The sequence below is a fragment of the Alcaligenes sp. 13f genome (genome assembly GCF_020496585.1).
Lineage (GTDB): Bacteria > Pseudomonadota > Gammaproteobacteria > Burkholderiales > Burkholderiaceae_B > Alcaligenes > Alcaligenes phenolicus.
The window spans coordinates 1-19,622 of the sequence record NZ_JAHKKC010000014.1 but is presented as its reverse complement, the minus strand read 5'-3'; the positions used below and the strand labels follow the sequence as shown (position 1 = coordinate 19,622).

Sequence of the window (19,622 nt, the reverse complement as noted above, 5' to 3'; positions counted from 1 at the left end):
CAATTAGGTTCCATAAATAGCATTGAGCCGCATCGGCTTGAACGGGCTATGTGCCCGATTCAAGACGATGCGGCTCAATGCTCCTGTCAGCAGGAGTCAGTGCAGCTTATTCGTCGTTGCTGTGCAGAAAGCGATACACCAGAGCGCCGATCACACCACCAATCAAGGGAGCGACCCAGAACAGCCACAGCTGTTCGATGGCCCAGGTGCCCTGGAAGAAGGCCACGCCGGTAGAACGCGCAGGGTTCACGGAGGTGTTGGTGATGGGGATGCTGATCAGGTGAATCAAGGTCAGGGACAGACCAATCGCCACGCCTGCCAGGCCAGCGTGACCACGCTTGTGGGTCGCGCCCATGATGATGAACAGGAAGAAGGCGGTCAGCACAATTTCTGCGATCAGGGCAGCGTTACGGCTGTAGTTGTCGGGCGAATGCTCGCCAAAGCCGTTGGAGGCAAAGCCTGCTACGGGATCAAAGCCGGTTTTGCCGCTGGCGATTAGGTACAGAACGCCGCCGGCCAACAGGCCGCCAATAACCTGTGCAATGATGTAGGGAATGGCGTCGCGAGCGGGGAAACGTCCACCAGCAACCAGGCCCAGCGTGACAGCCGGGTTGATGTGGCAACCGGAGATATTGCCGATGGCATAGCACATGGTCAGCAAGGTCAGACCAAAGGCCAGGGCTACCCCGGCAAAACCAATCCCCAGTTCAGGATAGGCAGCGGCAAAGATCGCACTTCCGCAGCCCCCAAAGACCAGCCAGAAAGTGCCCAGCGTTTCTGCGGTGCATCGTTTTAATAAAGACATGATATTGCCCTGTTAGTGATTTAACACGGCTGGATTCTAGCGATAAGAAAGAGGCGCTAACTCCTTGAAAGGAAAACAACTGTTAAAAGTTTTCCTTTGTTGAGGGTGGTGTTTTTTTATAGTAAATGTGAGAAATTTCGCTCGTGTGCTGGATTGTGTCGAGTGTAGGATCTTGTCGGGTTTGTGAAGACTTGTTTGGGCGATTCTCAGCCTTAATATCTTCCTCAACGACATAATGAAACTCGGGAACGCAGCTGCATATTCCAAGGTGCCCACATCAACATGACCCATTCCCTTGAAGCCCTGATCCTGTCTCTGGAAGAGCGCCTGTTTGATCGAGCCACTCGTCAAGACGTGACGATGCTTGGCGCTTTATTGGCCGACGAGTTTGTAGAGTTTGGAGCCAGGGGCGCGGCATGGAGTAAAGCAGACGTGCTACGTGATCTGCCTGAACAGGATTTTGTGCAGCGTCGCCTGAGCGACTTCAAGCTGCGCCTCCTGTCAGAGGATGTCGTCCTGGTGACTTACGTATGTGAAGTGTCAGGCGATGAAGGGCCGCAGCGATCCTTGCGCAGTTCCATCTGGAAGCAGGTACAGGGACGCTGGCAGATGGTGTTTCATCAGGGAACCCGAATGGCGCAGGAATAAAAACAGGGCCAAGATTGAACTGCCCCCACAGCCGGGATTGCTATCCAACTTTCGGGGGGCAGTTCAATCTTGGCCCTTGCTGTGCAGATCGCTCTTACGGCTTTTGCTGGATGAACGCTGCCGTTACGGGTGATACCTGATGGAAATCAAAAGCCTGATGGTAGATTTCCCCGCTCTTGGCCTCCACGGTTAACCACAGTTGATGCTCCAGCTGGCTATTGGGCGGGATGGCAACGTCTACTGCACGTGTCCAGCGGGTGTTGCTAAAAGCCTGACGGGGCGCAGGCATAGGCTCGGGCTTGCTGACTTGCAGATAGGCGCGGCGTATATGTGGATCGCAGGTCTCGCAAAAGCGAATCTGGAAGGCTTTGCGATGTGCGCCGGAAGGCCCACTGATGGGGGCTTTGTCATCCGTTTCAGCCAGCGCAAACGACCATGGACCAATCTGACCTTGCAGGGCATTGTTGCCAAATACAGGCTCCGGGCCTTGCTGCGCCAGATAAATCATGAAGGCGGCAGGGATGGCCAGAAGGGTGCTGGCAAAAACCAGGCTACGGGTAGTCAAGCGTGATGCCGTCGGCGTCCTTCCAACTTGAGCAGGCTCTGTACGTTTAGCCCCAGCGGTAGCTGAAGCAGCGCTTGAATTTGCCGCCGCCACTCCATTTTTCCCAACTACTGCGCTACTTGGTGCGGATTCAGTGCTACCTGTTCCAACCGCTTCAGGCGCTGCCTTCACAACTGGCGCAGGTCTGGCCCGCACAGGTTTCTTTTCCTGCCAAGGCCACCAGGGCAAGTAAAAGGTCAGTCCGGCACCGGCCATGGTCAGCCAACCCAGCCAGGCAACCGTACCCATGCTCCAGCCCCAGCCTTGCCAGCATAGAGCTAAAGCCACAGCCAGCAAGGGCCAGCCGAGCAGACGAAAGATCCGTCTTTCCTTCTCGCTGGGCGTGCGATGCAGCAGGAATTCTCCCTGGCGATCACTGGCCAAGGCCAGGCAGATAAAGCCCACCAGGCTGATGATAAAAACGGCCAGATTCAGCCACAGACTGGTATTGCTCATGGCAGCACTCCGGCGGGCATCAGCACAGCGCTGAGCACGGCGATCAAGGCCGTAGGCAGAACCATGCCCACCCAGGCGCGGGTGGCGCTTTTAGTGCTGAACACCCACATCACGGCGATGGTGTACCAGACAAAGCTCAACATATTCGCTGCCAGAACTGCCTGGGCTCTAGGCAAAGGCCAGAGCACGGTCAGCAATACTGTGGCAGCAGCGGCCAGGGCATAGCCGCCGACCGTGGCGGCCACAATGCGCGACAGCACTTGCAGGCGGTAGCGGGAAGTCAGACCACTCATCCGTTCACTCCCGCGGTTTGCAAGCTGGCCGGGGCAGCGGCTTTTTTAGGCAGGCTGGCAATGTGCCATTTGCGTTTCATTTTGATGGCGATATAGACAAAGAGAGCGGCCAGGCCAAACATGGTCAGGTCAAAGCCTGCCAGGCCCCAGTCGCCATGAATGATGGTGACACCCAGGTGACGATCGGTAGTCAGCAGGTTCAGGACGGGAATCAGGGCGTAGGCGGCGGCTGTCAGGCACAGCAGTTCCAGCCAGGCGCGCTTCAAGGGGCGCCAGGAGGCATACAGGAAGGACCAGCCCCAGACCAGGAACAGAGCATGGAACTCCCAGGCCGCGCGGTCAGCCATATTGACGGGCAAGAGGCGGTTGGCCCAGAAGTAGGCGGCCAGACCTAGCGGCAAACCGGCCAGGGTTCCGGCATTCAGGATTTCCACCAGACGCAGGCCCGCGGCATCAAAGCGCTCGGAGACGCTAAGCGCGGCGGCTTTGGCCATGCGTTTTTGATGCTGGGTGCGACGCTTCACGGTCCACAGCACCAGGCCTGTTCCAATAACGGCGCAGCCCAGCAAACCAGAAATAAAGTACAGCCAGCGCAACCACCATTCGGCAAACACACCTTCGTGCAAGGCCAGCAACACGCGGTGCGTATCTCCGGTGACATTGCTATTGTTCTCCGGCTCCATGGCACTGCCGTCGATGGCGTTAAAGCGCAGGGTTTCGGCACGGGTCCAATACACGCCCGTGACGCCGGTGCGACGCAGTTCTACATAAGCCTGACTATCTGCCGGGTGCGTAATCTGCACCGAGGCAATGCTGTTCTTGCCCCAGGCTTGTTCAGCGCTATGCATCATCTCGCTTAGCGAGGCCTGCGGCGCGCTGATGGGCAGGAAGTCCCGTTTTTGCTGGCGAAGGTCCTGGAAGTAAGCCTGTCGTCCTTCTTCCGTCGCGCCGTACATGACTTCTCGCCCGGTCGGCATGTAGATGGACATGAAAAAGATCAGGCCCGTGTAGGTGATCATCAGAAAAAAGGGCAGGGACATCACGCTGACGATATTGTGCGCGTCCAGCCAGGAGCGCTGCCCCTTGCCGGGTCTGAAAGTGAAGAAATCGGTGAAGATTTTCTTGTGAGTCACCACGCCTGTAATCACGGCCAGCAGCATCAGCATGGTGCAGATACCGACCAGCCAGATAGCGACCGGGTAAGGGATGTAGTGCAGGGCGTAATGCATGCGATACAGGCCAGTGCCACCGGCCGTGGCGCGGGGCTCGGTTTCAGGCTGAATCTGGCCGGTGACCGGGTCCAGCTCTTCGCCTCCGCGACGGGCGCGTTGACCGGGCTGGGGCATTTCTTCCCAGCCAATGGATAGCCCTTGTGTGGCACGCGGGTTCAGGGCTTGATGCGGCAGGGTAATGGTCCAGGCTTTGGATTCTGCCGGGGCATGCGCTTGCAGCTGCGTCAGGGCCTGATCCAGCATCTGGCTGGATTGCTCGGGCAGGACTTGCATGGGCAAGGGACGCTCCGGCTCCATCCAGCGGGTGATTTCATCGTCTACATAGCCTGCGGTGCCGGTGACGAAGACGAAAAACAGGATCCAGCCCACCACCAGACCGACCCAGGTATGCAGCCATGCCATACATTGGCGAAATGACTCTTTCACGCTGACGCGCCTCCTACTTCAGCACCGTCTCCGGGTGCTGGATTGATGACCATTAAACCGAGAAAAGCCGTGCTTGCTTGGCAGCTGTGGGTGACGGATTGAGTCCGCCATTCTTGTACGCTGCGCTCATCACGCAAGCTTCGCTTTTCAGTAAGCAAGTTCTTGGTGACAGAGAGGGGAAGAGGGCATCAGGCTTGAAACAACGGCAGAATAATAGCAATCATTCTCATTTCGGTGTTGGGAATTTCCAGCTTTCAAGGCTTTATTCAGAAATTAATGCGGCGCCATAGCTGTTTTGGCGTTTTCCATAGGGAAAAACGCGGTTGAGAGGGAGGCGGGGCGATGAGCTGGTGAGACTCGGGCGGGAATAAGTCTTGTCGGTTCCGGGCTGAGGGCTGAACGCCGGGATGAGGCAGAAGGGAATACGCCTTGCAGGCATTCCACGCTACTAGCAAATCTTATGGACTATGGAGTTGGACCATAGAGCGTTAACTGCCGGTTGATGAGGCCAGAATCCCCATCAAAAAGGCCCCGGCTAGCAAAGTGCCGGGGCCAGCTGAATTTCTGCTTCGCCGGGAGTTTTAGAGCACCACAAACAGCAGCCAGACGACGACCGGGGCAATAACCGTGACGGCAGCGCCGTATAGCAAAAGCTGACGGAAGAAGGCATCACGCGACACTCCCTGGGCATTGGCCAGTACCAGTGCGCCATTCGTGGAGAAGGGGCTGACGTCCACAATGGTGGAGGATACGGCCATGGCCGCAATAAAGCCCACCGGCCCCACGCCGCCATCGCCTTGCAAAAAGGGCACGGCCAGTGGAATCAGCGAACCCAGCACGGCGGTGGAAGAGGCGAAAGCCGACACGACCGCACCCACAAAAAGCAGCAGCAAGGCCGCCATCAAGGGAGAGGTCAGTTGGGCAACGCTATGGCCGACAAAATCAATCGTGCCCATGGATTCCATCACGCCCACATAGGTGCTGACACCCACAATCAGCATGATTTCAGGCCAGGACACCTGGCCCAGCGCGCGTTTTTGCAGATTGGGGGCCATCAAGGTCAGTACCAGACCGATGGTGATCGAGGTAAAGCCAATATCCTGTTTGAAAAACAAGGTCAGAACGGCCAGGATGAACAGGCCGATCAAGGTAAGGACGCGATACCAGTGCGGGGCCTCGCTGGCACCATTGCCGGCTTCGACCAGGGCATCGGGACTTTTCCGGGCAGTCTTGCGCTCTTCGCCAAAGGCTTCGGCTTCGGCATCGCCGAATACTTGCGGTCCACCCGAGCCATGGGCCACGCGGGCAACGTTTACGTCTGCTGAACTTAAGTCCACTTTCTGACGCATCAGCTTCAAACCACCCATCCACACGAACAGCAAAATGGACACGGCCAGGTTGATGCCCAGGCTGGCCATCATGGTGGCCATTTCATTCAAGGGCAAACCGGCGGCGCTGACCACACGGTTGGTGATGCCGCCATAAATACTGATTGGGGAGAAGCCGCCCCCTTGCGCACCATGTATCACCAGCAAACCCATCAGGAGCGGGTTGATGCCGTACTGGCGGGCAAAGCCCAGTGCAATCGGGGCAATGATGGCAACGGCAGCCGGGCTGACGGCGCCGACAGCGGTCAATGCGGCCGTGATCAGAAACATGATCCAGGGAATGGCGGCGATGCGGCCACGCACTGCTCGCACGGCCATGCTGACCAGCCAGTTGATCGTGCCGTTGTTCTGAGCCAGAGCGAACAAATAGGTAATACCGGCCAGTGTCAGAAACAGGTCAGCCGGAAAGCCGCCCATGATTTCTTTGGCGCCCATGCCCGCCACCAGCGTACCCACCAGAAAAGCGCCTACAAAAGCAATCAGCCCCATATTGATGGGCAGGGCAGTTGCCAGCACGAACATACCTCCTAATACGGCAATGGATAGCCAATGCATATGTCTCGTCTCCTTGTAAGTGAACCTTTTGCAGGTTTCTGGAAACGACCATATCAGTGGCGGTATGGGGCTATCAATAAAGCTTATGACTGAACAATTACGCTAAACGTAATGATTAGTCAGGGAGGCGATGGTTGAGCTTTCAACTAGCACGCTTTTGTACTTGCACGGAGCAGGCGCGGTTTTCAGGAAGTGGGGCAGCAGGAGTCGGGAATCGAGTGAGGGGCGTTGTGGCTGGGGCAGATAGAAGGGGGGATCAGATGGGTGTGAAGGGGCGCAGGCTGTGAAAGCGAGCTGTTTATGGCGGGTCCAGTTCTGCCAACAATTCGCTGCTGTGAATTGTGCGCCCGAAGTGATGTTTCCACAGCTTGATGCCTAGTTCGCCGGAGCGATCCAGGGACGAGCCTACCGTCAGATCCGTAATTAGCGTGGGGTGCAGCCCGGCATCAAACAAGGCAAAACCGGCTGCCAGTACGCAGGTATCGGTTTGAATGCCGCAGACCAGAATGCGATCAGCCTGGCATTGCTGCAAATACTCCATCGCCGCCGGGCTGGGGGCATAGCCGTGCTTGATGAAGATTTGTTTGGCATCGACCAGACAGCGATCGCTGCGTGGTGGGCACCAGCCCAGTTGGCTGGAAAAGGGCGTTTGCGACTCGTCGTGCAGTTCAATCAAGGCCGCGCAAGGCAGGCGGGTGCTCAGGGCGTTAATGCCGTCAATCAGCCACGGGGGTGGTGAAAAGTAGCTTTGCACATCGACAACAAGCAGGATCTGTCGCATTGCGGGAGTCTCAATAAGAGCGCATCAGCGATGCCAGACGGAGGTGGCCTGGGCAGTCTGAAGAGCCGTCAATCAAGCCCTTATTGAAACATGGACTCAGGCGCTTGGGCGGGCCCAGGTCAGGCGTGCACCGACGATGATGCCCAGCACCGCCAGCAAGGAGGTGGCCGACAAGGTGGACAGGCCGCTCAAACCCTGGCCTATGGTGCAGCCCAGGGCCAGCACGCCACCGACTCCCATCAAGGCTCCGCCTGCCATGGAGCGCAGCATGTGGCGGGGTGACTCAAAACCTTCCAGCTTCCAGCGGCGACGCAGCAGGGCGCTTAGCAAGGAACCGGCCACCACACCCGCCACAATCATGATGGTAAAGCGCGGGCTCATGCCGGTGGAGATCATGGCGTATTGAATGCTTTCACCAATTGGGGCGACAAAGCTTAGCGAGCTGACGGGCAAAGGCTCGAAGGGATCATCGCCCAGCCAGCCCGTGGTCAGCCAGCCTGCCACAATCAGCAGTCCTATGAGTGCTCCAGCCAGCAGGTCATTGAGGCGCTGGCCGTCCTGTCGGCGCAGCAGGGAAAAGGCGATCAGCCCCGCGACAATGAGGGCAATCACAATAGATCGGACGGGGCCTTCGGGCAGAGTGACCGCCGGCAAAGTGACACTGCTGGCTTGGGCGATGCTCATGCGCAGCGGTGCCAACAGGCCCGTCAAGGTGATATAGGCGGCGATGCCCAGACAAAGCACGACGACAAAGGAGCGAAGATTCCCCTGTCCCAGCAAAACCAGAGCACGGGCACCGCAGCCATTGGCCAACGTCATGCCGGCACCAAACAACACGCCACCCAGCGGCACCAGCAGCCAGGAAAAGGTGGGGTTCAGGTACAGGACCTTGTCCAGACTGATCAGGCCATAGCCTGCGGCCAGTTGTGTCCCGGCCAGGGCGACGGCCAGCGCCAGGGCAAAACCCTGGAGCTTGTAGCCGTTGCGCCCGGACCAGCGCTCGGTCAAGCCACGATAAAAGCAAAAACCACTGAGCTGGCCGCCAATGCCAAAGAGCAGGCCAATGGCCAAGCTAACCCACAGTACAAGTTCTGTATTCATCATGTGCGCTGGATGTTAGGACCGGATTAGAACCACTTAGCCTTTGGTGCCCCAGATGTCGCGACTGATCGCGGCATACCAGGCCTCGCCATACTGGGCTTCCTGCTTGCGAAAGGCCGGGCTGGCTTCTTTGGGGCTGACCCCGCCGGAGGCTTCGGCCAACTTGTCATCGGCAAAGGCGTACAAGTGCCCCACGGAAATGCCGTAGTCGGGAGCGATCAAACTGTAGCAGGTATTGCTTAGTGTGGCCTGTGGTGCAGGCTTGCCGCTCAAGGCATTAATGATGGAGGCTGCTGCCAGCTTGGCCTGTGTATTGGCCGAGAAACCCGACTTGGGCATGGGCGAGGCAATGGTGGCATCGCCCACCACATAGATGTCCTTGACCTGCTCGGACTCGAAGGTATGCGGGTCAATCGGCACCCAGCCGCTGGCGTTGGTGACACCGGCCTGCTCGGCAATGGCCCCGGCTTTTTGTGGCGGGATGACGTTCAGCACGTCAGCTTTGTGAATCTCGCCAAACTCGGTTTCCACGCTTAGCTTGGCCGCATCCACGCGGGTGACTTTGCCGTCTTTGGAGAAGGGCACCCATTCAATCATGTCGCCATAGACTTGTTTCCAGCCGTCCTGGAACAGGCCTTGTTTGGAGAAGCTGTCTTTGGCATCCAGAATCAGAATCTTGGATTTGGGTTTGTTCTGCTTGAAGTAGTGGGCCACCATGCTGGCGCGCTCGTACGGGCCGGGCGGGCAGCGGAAGGGGTTTTCGGGGGCCACCATAATGAAGGTGCCGCCATTGGGCATGGCATCCAGCTGGCTTTTCAGCAAACGGGTTTGATCGCCTGCTTTCCAGGCGTGCGGAGCCAGCAAGGAAGCGGCCTCGTCATAGCCTTCCAGCGTGTTCCAGCGAAAATCAATGCCAGGCGAGAGCAGCAGCTTGTCGTAGGACAGCTTCTGGCCCTTGGACAGGGTCAGGGTCTTGGCCTGGGAGTCGACGGCGGTGGCCAGGTCGTGAATCACGTCGATCCCGGCGGCGCGCAAATCATCGAAACCGTGGCCTTGCTGTTCAAAGCGGCGCAAACCGGCCAGATACAGATTGGTGAAGGGGCAGGTGTAGAACGTGGTGGCCGGTTCAATCAAGGTGACTTTCAGGGACGGATCACCGCGCTTCAAGTAACGGGCAGCCGTTGCCCCGCCAAAGCCGCCACCGACCACAATCACATGGGCCGAGCTGCTGCGTGCGTACACCGGCAGGGTGCTTAAGGCCAGGCCAGCCACACTGGTTTTACCGACACGGCTCAGCCATTGGCGACGGGAGGAGTTCAAGGGGGTGCTCATTCTTAACGTCCTTCCGCAACGCTGCGAGGGGTGGAGGAGATTTCAGAGAAATGACGTGCCAGGGCTTCCAGATCCGCGTCCTGGTAGCCTTTGACCAGACGACTCATGATGGTGGTGCCTGCCGGAGGTGTGTCCGAAGCAAAGGCGCGCAGTTGCTCCAGCAAGGCAGCTTCGGGACGGCCTGCCAGCGAGGGAATGATGGTCGTGGAACGCCCATCCGGGCCGTGACAGTTCGCACAGGAGTTGGCCACCGTTTTGATGTCCAATGTGGAACTGGCCCAGGCCGGCGCGGTGGCACTGCTGGCCACGAGCAAGGCGGGGGCGATAAGGAGACGACCTACCAGAGAGAGGGACATGGGCATTCTTCTTGTCAATGTGCTTCGTTGTAGGAAAGGACGCCAGCGTAGCATTACCGTTAAGCCCACCCTGTATGACTATATAGAACGCTGTTATGAACTCAGCGCCCGGGCAGGGCGCTGAAGAGGGCAGGTCTGGGAGTCTGGCAGCAAGTGGCAAGCAATCAGCCGCTGATGCTCAGCTCCGTCTGGCCGGTAATGACGGCACCTTGATCGTCCGTCCAGCTCATCTCCAGAGCCCCGGAGTGTCGTGCAACAAAGGTAAATTCAATGTACGGGTTTTGGGAAATCGCTGTTTCCGGCTGCCAGTTGAACAAGGGCTCGCCGTTAAAGGTGGCCTTGAATTCGTGGATGATGTTGCGCGGCACAACCTGACCTTCTTTGCTCAAGCGCAGACCGCTTTCCATGCGGTGCTCGACCAGGGCGCGCACGCGCACCATTTCGCCCGCCTTGGGCTTGGCATTGCTGATCCAGATACGTGGTTTACTCATGAGTGCCCCTTGTTTACATGCCGCAGCCACCAGCCGTCACGGTGATGTGATGCTGGGCGCTCAGGACGCGGCCGTCGCTTAACCGTGCCAGGGCGCGGATGGTTTGGGTTTCAATCAGACGCAGACGAACGGCCACTTCCGTTGTTCCGGCCAGGGCCGTGAAGTTGAAGCGGCAGGCCAGCGGATGCGGGTTGCCTTGGGCCAGAATGATCAGTTCCTGGCAGTACACATCGTCGCTTGCGGGCAAGTCCAGCACCACTTTGACGGGCACTGCGGCGGGGTTGTCGCCCAGAGCAGGCATATCCAGCTTCATGCCTTTTTCTTCTGGGCTGGCGCCTTTCAGGAACTCGTCCACAATGGCTTGCACCTGGGCCGCCGTGGCCGGTTTCAGCAATTGATCAAAGGCAACTTGCGCATGCAGATTGATGGGCAGCCACGCGGCGCCCAGTCCGGCGGCACTGCCCAGCACAAGCTGGCGGCGGCGGACAAAACGGGAAGGAAGTTTAGAGGAAGTCATTGAAACGGCTCTGGATCCACTGGAAGTCTTCTTGAACAAGGTCGGGGGTACGTACGTCCATATCAATCTGCGTTTGCAGAACCTTGCCGCTTGCGTCCAGCTCGTATTCAAACTTGACCGAGATTTCTTCTTGCGGATCCCCGTTGACCATCATGTAGCACAGGTTGTCGGGCAGGACGGGCACCACTTCCTTGCCCGCAATGCGCTCCGCCAGATTCTGGGAAACGATTTTGGCCACCGCGTGCGCCACGTGAGCGCTCTTGGGGTAGTGGCCGAACTGGTCGGAAATAAAGCCCATGGAGTCCCCGACCACGTAAACATTGTCGTCGTCACGAGAGGTGAACAGGCGCGGGTCAATATTGGCCCAGCCTGTTGGCTTGCCGTCAGGACCTGTGCCGACCAGGCCCGCATTCCAGACCATGTCGGCGGCCTGATGCGGGGGCATCAGCACGGCGTCGTCAAAATCAAAGTCGCCAGCGGTGGTCTTGATGTGTTTCTTGAAGGGATCTACTTCGCGCACTCGGGCATTGGGGACGTGGGTGATGATGTCCGGGTACAGCTCCTGGAAAGCCGCGCGGTAGCCTTCGCCAATGGGGGCGATGGTGGGCTTGGGGTCCAGAATAATGATCTTGCCCGGAATCTTGTTGGTCTTGATATGCCAGGCCATCAGACAGGCGCGCTCGTAGGGCGAGGGCGGGCAGCGATGGGGTGGCGGGGGCAGCGTCATCACAATGGTGCCACCCTTGAAGGCCTTGAGCTTGTTCTTCAAGGCGAACATCTCGGCATTCGGGATGTAGGCGTTGGGGAAATGCTGGCGGGTGTATTCCGCCGCATAAGTGTCATTGCCGAACCAGGCGTCGTAGGCATTGCGTATGCCGCCCGACAGGATCAGGTAATCGTATTCCAGCGCGCCCTGGGTGGTGCGCACGGTTTTCTTGTCGCGTTCGATGGCGGTGACTTCGGCATGCACCAGGCTGTAGCCGTATTTGATGGATGGCGCCAGCATGTCGTGGTTCAGGAAATCGGTGTTGACGATGTCAATCAGCCACTTGTTGCTCATGGGGCCGGACCAGAACGTGGGGTTGCGCTCGATCAATACCACTTGCGCCTGCGGCACCAGTTTGGACAGGTATTTGGCGGCTGTCATCCCGCCCCAACCGCCGCCACAAATGACAATGCGCGGGCCTTTGGTGTGGCGCGGCAGGATTTGGCTGGTGTTGGTGATGATGGCGGGGGCAGACAGGCTGGTGGAGGGCAGAACCAGCGTTCCAAGTGCGGCGGCTGGGGTGGCCAGCAGGAAGTTTCTACGTTTCATTGTATGTTCCTCGTGATCATGACATGACACACGTCAATCAGGATGAGTAGACCGCTTAGTGCGAGCCAGTATAGCCAAGAGTGCTTTGATTGCGTGGGGATTTTTTATAGGCTGAAGTGAGTTGTTCAGGCCTCAAATACCGTTTGGCGCTGAAATGGCGGCGCTTTTCCCCAGGCGTTCTTGTGTTGGAGATGGCAGGGGCAGCTGGCCCGGACATGGTGCGCAGTGGCATCCCGGATGCAAGGGCGGGGCTAGACAAACAGGATGGACAGGCTCAGGAAACAACAGAATCTCCGGATTTTTACAATTAAAAAGTAACGGAGCTATCTTTGTGGACGCAATCGGAGGATAGTTCAGGGAGAGAAAATTTTTTTCTCTGATCGTTATTACATTTAGGACTTATTTTGAAGACAGAAATTGGTATTGTGAAGTGGTTCAACAGCGAAAAAGGCTTCGGATTCATCGTGCCGGAGAACGGCGGCAAGGATCTCTTCGCACACCACAGTGAAATTCAGGGAACCGGGTTCAAAACTCTGGAAGAGAACCAACGCGTTTCCTTCATCGAAGGTGCAGGCCAAAAAGGCCCATGCGCAACTAAAATCCAAATTCTTTGATGATGGGCTTGCCTGAAACAGGCAAGCACCGCGTCAAACAGAAAGGCCGGACCCTCATGGGCTCCGGCCTTTTTTTATTGCGTGGCTTGGTTTCAGTTGCCCTGGTCGGCAAGGGGCACGGTCAGACGCGCTTCCAGTCCGCCACTTTTGCGATTCAGCAGCTCCAGCGTTCCGCCATGCTGGGTGGCGATCGCGTTCACAATCGACAAGCCCAAGCCATAGCCCGCCTGTTGTTGCGAGCCACGCCAAAAACGGTTCATGGCCAGATCCCGTTCGCTGTCGCTTAATCCGGGACCGTGGTCCAGCACCCTGAGACGCAGATAGCCCGGCTCTCCTGCTTCAATCCGCAGGCTGATCGGTTGCTGGGCTTTGGTATAGCGCAAGGCATTGTCGATCAGGTTCTGTACGGCCACTGTCAGCAGGGTTTTTTCAATCTGCACCGGGCCGGGTTTGCTGCGTATATCCAGCGTGATCTGGTCTATGGTGTCGCCGTAGATGGCTTTAAGGGCATGCAGGGCAGCGTATACCGCCTCGTCGGCCTGGCTACTTTCCATTCGGGCGCTTTGCCCGTCCAGCCGTGCCAACTCCAGCAGCCGCTGCAAAATGTTCTGTAGCTGTTGCACGCCCTGGTCTGCCTGGCTCAAGGCCGTATCCAGCGTGTTGCGTTCTCCAGGACGTTGGGCAGCCAGATGGGCAACTTGAATATGGGTTTTGATTCCGGTAAGGGGTGTACGCAGTTCGTGGGCAGCGCTATCGGTAAAGCGGCGTTCGCGCATGATGGCGGCTTGTTGTCGCTCCAGCAGTTCTTCAAGGGTTCGCAGCAAGGGTTGCAGCTCAACCGGGACGTTGACTTTGGGCAGTGGGCTGTCATCCCCAGGACGACGGCGCGACAGCATGTCCCGAATTCGCTCCAGGGGAGCCAGGCCGTGACCGATACCAACCCACAAAAGCAGCAGGCTGCCAAACAAGGCCACGACAAAGGGCAGGCCAGCCGAGAGCATGATTTCCCGTACCAGTGCTTCGCGTATTTCTATGCTGTCGGCGGCGGCAATCTGAATATGGCCTTCGCGCAGCACAAAGGTGCGCCAGCGCTTGCCACCATGCACGTGCGTGCCAAAGCCCAAAGCCACTTGTGACATATCCGGGCTACCCGCAGTTCGGCTGACCGCCTGAATTTCTACTTCACTGCGCACCACACTGATTTCGCAAGCCACCCCATCTCGGGCAATGATGTCCAGGGGGCGCTCCGCGGATTGGGCCAACTCCTGCAAGTTTGGAAATTGGGCCACCAGTCCAGCCACCATGCGGGCCGATGCTGCCAGTCGGCTATCCAGCGCTTCACGCAAGGAGTGGCGTGCATCCATCAGCATCCAGGTGGCGACCGCACTCCAGAGCACGGTCAGGGAAATGCCGATAACCAGCAGCAATCTAAGGCGTAGGCTCATGGTGTGAAATACCTAACCGGCAGGCCCCAGTTTGTAGCCCAGGCCCCGCACGGTCTCGACAATATTGCTGCCCAGCTTGCGGCGCAAATGGTAGATGTGCACATTGATAGCATTGCTTTCCAGATCCTGATCGTAGCCGTAGACGCTGTCGCACAGTTGTTCGGCACTCAGGATGGTGTGCGGTTTGCTGAGCAGGGCACGCAACAAGGAGAGCTCACGTCGCGCCAGACTGACTGGCTTGCCGTCCAGGGTGACATGGCCGGTGGAGGCACAGAAACTGAGTCGCCCATATTCAATGCAATCTGTTTCGTGGCCCGCCACACGTCGTGTCAATACATGCAGGCGTGCCAGCAGCTCGTCCAGGTCAAAAGGTTTGATGACATAGTCATCGCCCCCACCCAGCAGCCCTTCAACCCGGTGATGCAGGGCGTCGCGAGCCGTCAGAATCAGAATGGGCAGTTTACGGCCTTGTTCGCGCCAACGCCGCAGCAGCGTCAGCCCGTCCTGATCAGGTAAACCCAGATCCAGAATACAGACATCAAAGTGCGAAGACAGCAAGGCCGTGTCGGCCAGGCTGGCCGTGCCCACGTGGTCCACGGTCAGCCCATGCAGTCGCAAGCCCGCCACAATTCCGCTGGCGACGAGCGCATCATCTTCAATAAGTAAAACGTGCATTCTCCCCCCCTGTGGTAAATGCGGCTTGTGCAGGCAAAGCCTGATGTTTATTACGTTTCGGCGTTCATGTTAGCAGCCTTGAGGGCAGGGGCGAGAGGGAAAGTTCTCTTAATTTGGCCTTAATCCTGATCCTCTACTGTGATGTAGATTGCATTGCATTTGTATCTCGGTACTTACTTTTTTAATAAAACCGGCTTGGGCAATGACGTTTCTTTAGGCTTAGCCGCATGACAGATATCGGGCATTTATTCACATGACTCCTATATTAGGAATATTACTGGCGACCAGTTTTGTCGCCTCTTTGGTGGCACTGGGCATTCTTGTCTGGGCCGTGGCAAACAAGCTGATCTTCGTTGGGAAGAACGAAGCTGAGACCATCTTCATGAAAGGTGAGCTTGGTCAGCCGGATGACAGTGCTTCCTTTGGGGGGGAGAACGAAGCACAGACGCATCGCTTTGACGTTTTGCGTGCCGGTATTGACCGCAGTGGTCGGGGGCCGGTTCTGCTTCTGGTCACGGTCGGGATTACCTGGCTGCTGATCGGTTCGGTGTTTGGCGTGATGGCCTCGCTGAAATTGCATTGGCCCGATTGGCTGGCCGACGTGGCACAAGTGACCTTTGGTCGTGCGCGTACCTTGCACCTGAACATCGTGGCTTACGGCTGGTTGTCGGTGACCGGGATTGGCGTGGCTCTGTGGTTGTTGCCGCGTATTTTTCATACGCCTTTGCGACGTCCCAATATGGTGTACTTCGGCGCTGCCTTGTGGACCCTGGGGGTATTGGGCGGCACGATTGCCGTGGCCAATGGCTGGTCCGACGGGATCGAGTGGCTGGAATTCCCCTGGCAGATCGACATTCTGTTGGCAGTAGGGGGCTTTTTCCTGGCCTGGCCTGCCATTGAAACCGCCGCCAACCGCAAATCGCGCCACATCTATGTGTCGGGCTGGTATTTCCTGGCCGGCATGGTCTGGTTTCCGTTCCTGTTTCTGGTGTCCAACATCCCCGGTCTGCACATCGGTGCTCAGCAAGCAACCGTGAACTGGTGGTTTGCTCACAACGTGCTGGGTCTGTGGCTGACGCCGATGGGTGTAGGTGCGGCGTACTACATCATCCCCAAGATCATCGGCAAGCCCGTGTATTCCTACAACGTGTCCTTGCTGGGTTTCTGGAGTCTGGCGCTGTTCTACAGCCAGGTCGGTATTCACCACTTGATGGGCGGTCCGGTGCCAACCTGGGCCGTCACCTTGTCCGTGGTGCACAGCATCATGATGTTTGTGCCGGTGATTGCCGTGGCCATTAACCAGCACGTAACCGTTGCGCAGAACCTGTGGGCCTTCAAGCAATCCATGGCCCTGCGTTTCGTCTGGATTGGCGCGCTGATGTACACCTTGTCCTCCTTCCAGGGTTCGCTGGAAGCCATCCGCTCGGTGAACTCAGTGACGCACTTCACGCATTACACCGTCGGTCACGCTCACCTGGGCGCCTACGGCTTTGTGTCCATGGTGATGTTCGGCACGCTGTATTACATGATGCCGCACATTCTGGGACGTCGCTGGCCCTTCCCGGCTCTGATCAAAACCCATTTCTGGCTGGTGACGGCAGGCTTCACGATTTACGTGCTGGCTCTGAGCATTGCCGGTGTGGTGCAGGGCATGGGCTTGATGGACCCAGGTTCAAGTTTTGGCGAGATCACTCGCAAGATGGTTCCGTATCTGGAAGCCCGCTCCATTGGCGGCACCATGATGACACTGGGCCACTTTGTCTTTGCGGCTCACTTTGCCTTGCTCTTGCTGCGCAAAGGTTCCGCTGTTAATGCGACTCCTACACTTGCTCGGGCAGATGCGTCATGAATCGACTCTTACCTTTACTAATCGGGGCCATTGGCGTGTTGCTGCTGGCTACCTTGATGCTGGTGATTTTGCCAGCCTGGCAATTGCGTACCTCGGAACCGCCGGAGCAGTTGCAACCCTATACCGCCCAGCAACTGCTGGGGCGTGACGAGTACGTGGCCAACGGCTGTTTGTACTGTCACAGCCAGCAGCCACGCTCTACCGGTCAAACCCTGTTTGATACGGCACGTGGCTGGGGCCGTGCGTCTACACCGGGCGATTACTTTTACGATTCGCCCCACCTGCTGGGCACCATGCGTACCGGTCCGGACCTGTTTAACGTCGGTGCGCGCATGAAAAGCCGTGACTGGCATTTGACCCACCTGTATCAGCCCCGTGCGATTTTTGACTGGAGCCTGATGCCGTCCTATCCCTATATGTTCGAACTGAAGGACCAGGTTTCCGAAGGCGATGTAGTGGTGCGTTTGCCAGAGTCCCTGCAGCCTGCGGGCAAGCATGTGGTTGCTCGCAAGGAAGCGCTGGACTTGGTGGAGTACCTGCTGGCTCTGGATCGCACCTATGCGACCAGCGCGCAGGAACTGGATAAACGTGACCGTGGCTACGATCGTCGCCCCGCTGAAGCCTCGACGGATTCGGGCGCTAAATAGGACAAGTCATGACAATGGAAAAAGTTTCTAGTTCGCCCCAGGTCGAGAACATCGACCCCACCTTCGAGCCGTGGGAGCCGCCGCGTCCCATTCCGATCTTCCTGTTGGCTGTGCTGTTCGCCTTGGCCTTGGCCGGTGTGGGTCTTTACCTGCACGATCTGGCGCCACATGCCGCAGCGGACAAGCCGACCGCTGCTATTGTTGCTTCCAATGCAGGCGGCACCCCTGTGGTGCCAGCCATTCCCGCATTGAAGGATGCACCCGTACTGGTGCATTCGGGGCAGGGCAGTGTGTGGAGCTGTGCTTCCTGCCACGGCGAGGCCGGTGAAGGCGCAGGCATCACTCCTCGTTTGGCCGGTATACCCGAGGCGTATCTGCTCAAGCAACTGGAGGATTTTGCTCAAGGTACACGCCTGAACGAGTCCATGCAGTACGTAGCTCGCGGTTTGAAGCCTGAGGATATGAAAGAGCTGGCTGCTTACTACGCCAAGCTGCCTGCTCCTGCCATTAATGTGCCCAGTTCGGAAGCGAACCTGGCCCGTGGCGAAGCCCTGTTCCATAAAGGGGACTGGAAGCAGAACGTGCCTGCATGTATCAGTTGCCACGGCAGTCAGGGTGAAGGCGTAGGTACGTCTTTCCCGCCGTTGGCTGCGCAGCAGGCCGAGTACTTGTTCAGTCAGTTGTCGGCCTGGAAAGGTGGTCATCGTCACAACTCGCCGCAAAGCCTGATGGATGACATCGCATCGCGCTTGTCCTACGAGGACCTGTATGCGGTTTCCTATTACGCCGCCTCGCTGCCAGCCAATGGCAAGCAGGCGAAATAAGATCAGAACAGAGAGCTTTTTATGAAAGACACTCAAAAAAATGGTCGCAGCAAATCCACCATGTCGGGTGGGCGCAGACTGGCCTGGGGGGCCGGTATTGGTGTGCTGCTTTTTGCGATTGGCTATGGCATGAACGCCAAGGGTTGGTTGTCCTTTTCCCTGGGTTCGCCCGACAAGGGCACCATCCAGCTTGGCGAGGCCACCTATAGTCGTGAGGCCATGGAAGCCGATCGCAAGGCACAGAGCAAGGACAAGCATTCGGTCACGGCTGGTATGCCGGTAGGCGCAGATGGTTACTACGTGCCACCGCCAGAGAGCAGCATTCCGGATACGCCGTATGGCGAGGCGGTTCGTCGCGGTCACAAGATCTTTATGGAAACCTCGACCACGGTGTCGGATCACGTGGGCAATACCTTGGCTTGTGTGAACTGCCACCTGGACGGCGGTCGTCGTGAACACTCTGCGCCTATGTGGGGAGCCTATGTCAGCTATCCCGCCTATCGTGCCAAGACCAAGGCGATCAGCACGCTGGAAGATCGCATCATTGGCTGTTTTACCTATTCCATGAATGCGCAGGCTTCGCCCTCGGGTGTTGCGCCGCCCGCTGGCAGCGACGTGTATCGTGACTTGATGACTTATATGTACTGGATGTCCGATGGGGCGCCTACGGGTCAGAAGTTGCCGGGTGCTGGTTTCCCCAAAGTTAAAAAGACTGAGCTGGGCTATGACGTAGCACGCGGTAAAGAGGTCTACACCAACAACTGTGTCTTGTGTCATGCGGTCGATGGCCAGGGGCAGAAGGATGCCGAAAGTGGCGTGGTGTTCCCGCCTTTGTGGGGCCCCAACTCGTATAACTGGGGTGCCGGGATGGCTCGTATTGATACGGCTGCTGGTTTCATCAAGGCCAATATGCCTTTGGGTAAACCGTTCTCCTTGTCCGATCAGGATGCCTGGGACGTAGCGGCTTACATCAATAGTCATGAGCGTCCCAAGGATGCTCGTCAGAAGGGGACGGTTGAGCAAGCGCGTGTGGAGTTCCATGATGGCGAGGAAAGTTACTACGGTAAGGAGGTGAACGGCGTGATCTTGGGTGGGGGCGTGGAGAAGTAAGGCTTTGGCCTGTTTGCTGTTTGTTTGAAGATGAGACCGCCTCAGTTTCTTTTGGGAACTGAGGCGGTTTTGTTTTGGGCTTCTTCTTCTTCTTCTTCTTCGTTTTCCTGAGTGTTGAGGAGTGGGGGGGGGGAGCAGGAGGGTTGGGAGATAAGGAG

20 protein-coding genes are annotated in these 19,622 nt (G+C 57.7%); 6 read left to right on the top strand and 14 right to left on the bottom strand.

Features of this window, described 5'->3' with window-relative positions; all coding sequences use genetic code 11:
- Positions 1–106 precede the first annotated feature (106 nt).
- On the bottom strand, positions 107–805 hold the full coding sequence (gene aqpZ, locus KOE80_RS13015; RefSeq protein WP_162090082.1) for an aquaporin Z: 699 nt from the start codon (positions 803–805) through the stop codon (positions 107–109).
- A 282-nt stretch (positions 806–1,087) separates the two neighbouring features.
- Here aqpZ and KOE80_RS13010 point away from each other — a divergent pair, with 282 nt between their 5' ends.
- The gene (locus KOE80_RS13010; protein ID WP_086060768.1) at positions 1,088–1,453 is read left to right on the top strand and encodes a DUF4440 domain-containing protein; all 366 of its coding nucleotides are present in this window, start codon (positions 1,088–1,090) and stop codon (positions 1,451–1,453) included.
- Between the two features lie 94 nt (positions 1,454–1,547).
- On the opposite strand, the gene KOE80_RS13005 is transcribed toward KOE80_RS13010, so the two are convergent.
- From KOE80_RS13005 to KOE80_RS12955, 11 genes are all read right to left on the bottom strand, one after another.
- Entirely contained in the window at positions 1,548–2,513 is a 966-nt protein-coding gene (locus tag KOE80_RS13005; protein WP_086060767.1) for a DUF3325 domain-containing protein, read from the bottom strand.
- Complete coding sequence (locus KOE80_RS13000) at positions 2,510–2,806, bottom strand: DUF3649 domain-containing protein (RefSeq protein ID WP_009461049.1); 297 nt, start codon at positions 2,804–2,806, stop codon at positions 2,510–2,512. Before KOE80_RS13000 ends, KOE80_RS13005 begins: the two co-directional genes overlap by 4 nt.
- The gene (locus tag KOE80_RS12995) at positions 2,803–4,464 is read right to left on the bottom strand and encodes a PepSY-associated TM helix domain-containing protein (RefSeq protein WP_226349295.1); all 1,662 of its coding nucleotides are present in this window, start codon (positions 4,462–4,464) and stop codon (positions 2,803–2,805) included. Before KOE80_RS12995 ends, KOE80_RS13000 begins: the two co-directional genes overlap by 4 nt.
- Positions 4,465–5,045: 581 nt before the next feature.
- Positions 5,046–6,407: an SLC13 family permease gene (locus KOE80_RS12990; RefSeq protein ID WP_226349294.1), complete on the bottom strand. Its 1,362-nt coding sequence runs from the start codon at positions 6,405–6,407 to the stop codon at positions 5,046–5,048.
- A 298-nt stretch (positions 6,408–6,705) separates the two neighbouring features.
- Positions 6,706–7,188, bottom strand: a complete 483-nt coding sequence (locus KOE80_RS12985; RefSeq protein WP_226349293.1) for an isochorismatase family protein — start codon at positions 7,186–7,188, stop codon at positions 6,706–6,708.
- A gap of 96 nt (positions 7,189–7,284) precedes the next feature.
- A complete protein-coding gene (locus tag KOE80_RS12980; protein ID WP_226349292.1) occupies positions 7,285–8,292 on the bottom strand; it encodes a YeeE/YedE family protein in 1,008 nt (335 codons plus the stop codon).
- A gap of 33 nt (positions 8,293–8,325) precedes the next feature.
- Entirely contained in the window at positions 8,326–9,621 is a 1,296-nt protein-coding gene (locus KOE80_RS12975) for an NAD(P)/FAD-dependent oxidoreductase (RefSeq protein ID WP_042489078.1), read from the bottom strand.
- 2 nt (positions 9,622–9,623) lie between these two features.
- On the bottom strand, positions 9,624–9,977 hold the full coding sequence (locus KOE80_RS12970) for a c-type cytochrome (RefSeq protein WP_052363045.1): 354 nt from the start codon (positions 9,975–9,977) through the stop codon (positions 9,624–9,626).
- 164 nt (positions 9,978–10,141) lie between these two features.
- Entirely contained in the window at positions 10,142–10,468 is a 327-nt protein-coding gene (gene soxZ, locus KOE80_RS12965; RefSeq protein ID WP_042489075.1) for a thiosulfate oxidation carrier complex protein SoxZ, read from the bottom strand.
- Between the two features lie 13 nt (positions 10,469–10,481).
- Positions 10,482–10,985: a thiosulfate oxidation carrier protein SoxY gene (locus KOE80_RS12960; RefSeq protein ID WP_045931680.1), complete on the bottom strand. Its 504-nt coding sequence runs from the start codon at positions 10,983–10,985 to the stop codon at positions 10,482–10,484.
- Complete coding sequence (locus KOE80_RS12955) at positions 10,972–12,300, bottom strand: FAD-dependent oxidoreductase (RefSeq protein WP_222652927.1); 1,329 nt, start codon at positions 12,298–12,300, stop codon at positions 10,972–10,974. Before KOE80_RS12955 ends, KOE80_RS12960 begins: the two co-directional genes overlap by 14 nt.
- A gap of 404 nt (positions 12,301–12,704) precedes the next feature.
- Between KOE80_RS12955 and KOE80_RS12950 the strand changes: the two genes are divergently transcribed.
- On the top strand, positions 12,705–12,914 hold the full coding sequence (locus KOE80_RS12950) for a cold-shock protein (protein WP_009461028.1): 210 nt from the start codon (positions 12,705–12,707) through the stop codon (positions 12,912–12,914).
- A gap of 92 nt (positions 12,915–13,006) precedes the next feature.
- On the opposite strand, the gene KOE80_RS12945 is transcribed toward KOE80_RS12950, so the two are convergent.
- Together KOE80_RS12945 and KOE80_RS12940 are read right to left on the bottom strand one after the other, a co-directional pair.
- Complete coding sequence (locus KOE80_RS12945) at positions 13,007–14,359, bottom strand: ATP-binding protein (RefSeq protein ID WP_226349291.1); 1,353 nt, start codon at positions 14,357–14,359, stop codon at positions 13,007–13,009.
- Between the two features lie 12 nt (positions 14,360–14,371).
- Positions 14,372–15,034 (bottom strand): response regulator, encoded by a 663-nt coding sequence (locus tag KOE80_RS12940; protein WP_226349290.1) that lies wholly within the window; start codon positions 15,032–15,034, stop codon positions 14,372–14,374.
- A gap of 253 nt (positions 15,035–15,287) precedes the next feature.
- On the opposite strand from KOE80_RS12940, the gene KOE80_RS12935 reads away from it, so the two are divergent.
- The 4 genes from KOE80_RS12935 to KOE80_RS12920 are packed head-to-tail and all read left to right on the top strand — an operon-like array spanning position 15,288 to position 19,464.
- On the top strand, positions 15,288–16,883 hold the full coding sequence (locus tag KOE80_RS12935) for a cbb3-type cytochrome c oxidase subunit I (RefSeq protein ID WP_031232271.1): 1,596 nt from the start codon (positions 15,288–15,290) through the stop codon (positions 16,881–16,883).
- The gene (locus tag KOE80_RS12930; RefSeq protein ID WP_009461016.1) at positions 16,880–17,530 is read left to right on the top strand and encodes a cbb3-type cytochrome c oxidase subunit II; all 651 of its coding nucleotides are present in this window, start codon (positions 16,880–16,882) and stop codon (positions 17,528–17,530) included. Before KOE80_RS12935 ends, KOE80_RS12930 begins: the two co-directional genes overlap by 4 nt.
- An 8-nt stretch (positions 17,531–17,538) precedes the next feature.
- Positions 17,539–18,354, top strand: a complete 816-nt coding sequence (locus tag KOE80_RS12925; RefSeq protein WP_035269192.1) for a c-type cytochrome — start codon at positions 17,539–17,541, stop codon at positions 18,352–18,354.
- Between the two features lie 21 nt (positions 18,355–18,375).
- Complete coding sequence (locus KOE80_RS12920) at positions 18,376–19,464, top strand: c-type cytochrome (RefSeq protein ID WP_035269194.1); 1,089 nt, start codon at positions 18,376–18,378, stop codon at positions 19,462–19,464.
- Positions 19,465–19,622 lie beyond the last annotated feature (158 nt).

Bases quoted from the DNA above. Each gene is read 5' to 3' on its own strand.
- KOE80_RS12990 (WP_226349294.1), bottom strand. From the start codon at position 6,407: ATGCATTGGCTATCCATTGCCGTATTAGGAGGTATGTTCGTGCTGGCA.
- KOE80_RS12930 (WP_009461016.1), top strand. From the start codon at position 16,880: ATGAATCGACTCTTACCTTTACTAATCGGGGCCATTGGCGTGTTGCTG.
- KOE80_RS13005 (WP_086060767.1), bottom strand. From the start codon at position 2,513: ATGAGCAATACCAGTCTGTGGCTGAATCTGGCCGTTTTTATCATCAGC.
- KOE80_RS12985 (WP_226349293.1), bottom strand. From the start codon at position 7,188: ATGCGACAGATCCTGCTTGTTGTCGATGTGCAAAGCTACTTTTCACCA.
- KOE80_RS12955 (WP_222652927.1), bottom strand. From the start codon at position 12,300: ATGAAACGTAGAAACTTCCTGCTGGCCACCCCAGCCGCCGCACTTGGA.
- KOE80_RS12935 (WP_031232271.1), top strand. From the start codon at position 15,288: ATGACTCCTATATTAGGAATATTACTGGCGACCAGTTTTGTCGCCTCT.
- KOE80_RS12945 (WP_226349291.1), bottom strand. From the start codon at position 14,359: ATGAGCCTACGCCTTAGATTGCTGCTGGTTATCGGCATTTCCCTGACC.
- KOE80_RS12925 (WP_035269192.1), top strand. From the start codon at position 17,539: ATGACAATGGAAAAAGTTTCTAGTTCGCCCCAGGTCGAGAACATCGAC.
- KOE80_RS12970 (WP_052363045.1), bottom strand. From the start codon at position 9,977: ATGTCCCTCTCTCTGGTAGGTCGTCTCCTTATCGCCCCCGCCTTGCTC.
- soxZ (WP_042489075.1), bottom strand. From the start codon at position 10,468: ATGAGTAAACCACGTATCTGGATCAGCAATGCCAAGCCCAAGGCGGGC.
- KOE80_RS13010 (WP_086060768.1), top strand. From the start codon at position 1,088: ATGACCCATTCCCTTGAAGCCCTGATCCTGTCTCTGGAAGAGCGCCTG.
- KOE80_RS12960 (WP_045931680.1), bottom strand. From the start codon at position 10,985: ATGACTTCCTCTAAACTTCCTTCCCGTTTTGTCCGCCGCCGCCAGCTT.
- KOE80_RS13000 (WP_009461049.1), bottom strand. From the start codon at position 2,806: ATGAGTGGTCTGACTTCCCGCTACCGCCTGCAAGTGCTGTCGCGCATT.
- KOE80_RS12940 (WP_226349290.1), bottom strand. From the start codon at position 15,034: ATGCACGTTTTACTTATTGAAGATGATGCGCTCGTCGCCAGCGGAATT.
- aqpZ (WP_162090082.1), bottom strand. From the start codon at position 805: ATGTCTTTATTAAAACGATGCACCGCAGAAACGCTGGGCACTTTCTGG.
- KOE80_RS12980 (WP_226349292.1), bottom strand. From the start codon at position 8,292: ATGATGAATACAGAACTTGTACTGTGGGTTAGCTTGGCCATTGGCCTG.
- KOE80_RS12975 (WP_042489078.1), bottom strand. From the start codon at position 9,621: ATGAGCACCCCCTTGAACTCCTCCCGTCGCCAATGGCTGAGCCGTGTC.
- KOE80_RS12920 (WP_035269194.1), top strand. From the start codon at position 18,376: ATGAAAGACACTCAAAAAAATGGTCGCAGCAAATCCACCATGTCGGGT.